This is a genomic window from Dawidia cretensis (genome assembly GCF_018598175.1).
Lineage (GTDB): Bacteria > Bacteroidota > Bacteroidia > Cytophagales > Cyclobacteriaceae > Ohtaekwangia > Ohtaekwangia cretensis.
In genome coordinates this window covers 1-611 of sequence record NZ_JAHESE010000105.1, presented here as the reverse complement: position 1 = coordinate 611, position 611 = coordinate 1, and the positions used below count along the sequence as shown (strand labels likewise).

Annotated in this window: 1 protein-coding gene; it reads left to right on the top strand. The window is 48.4% G+C overall.

From position 1 onward, the window contains the following. Positions 1 to 38 precede the first annotated feature (38 nt). Positions 39 to 611, top strand: a 573-nt coding sequence (locus KK062_RS29915; protein ID WP_254088060.1) for a fatty acid desaturase family protein, incomplete at its 3' end; no start/stop codon positions are given.

Here is a 611-nt window from a genome sequence, read left to right as displayed (position 1 = left end):
GAATCTCATTTCGCCAGTCCTTGGTGAAATGAATAGTCATGATGAAGAAACAAGAAACGGTTGCCTCAAACACAACGATCAGGTTTAATCACAAGAGCACGGAATTCTACGCCGTGCTCAAAAGCCGGGTAGACGGCTATTTCAGGGACAACCACATCAGCAAAAAAGGGAGCTGGAGCATGTTTGCAAAGACCATTCTCATGTTCTCCCTTTATTTTCTAGCCTATGGGCTCCTCGTCAGCAATGTCTTTGAAGGAAAAATGATTTGGCTCCTGCTGGCCGCCGGCATGGGAGTGGCCATGGCCGGCATCGGACTTTGTGTGATGCACGATGTAAATCACGGCGGCTTTAGCGAGAGTAAAGCGCTGAATAAATTCCTGACCTACTTTTCCATGCTCCTGCTGGGTGGCCATTCGATGAATAGGCGGATCCAGCACAACCAGATCCACCACCATTACACCAACATTCATCAGCACGATGAAGATATTGCGCCCCGCGGTATTCGGAGGATCGAGCCACATTCCGCTAAAACACCGGTACATCAAATTCAGTTTCTCTATGCCTGGTTTTTCTACGGGCTCATGACGATCATGTGGTGCACAGTAAAAGAC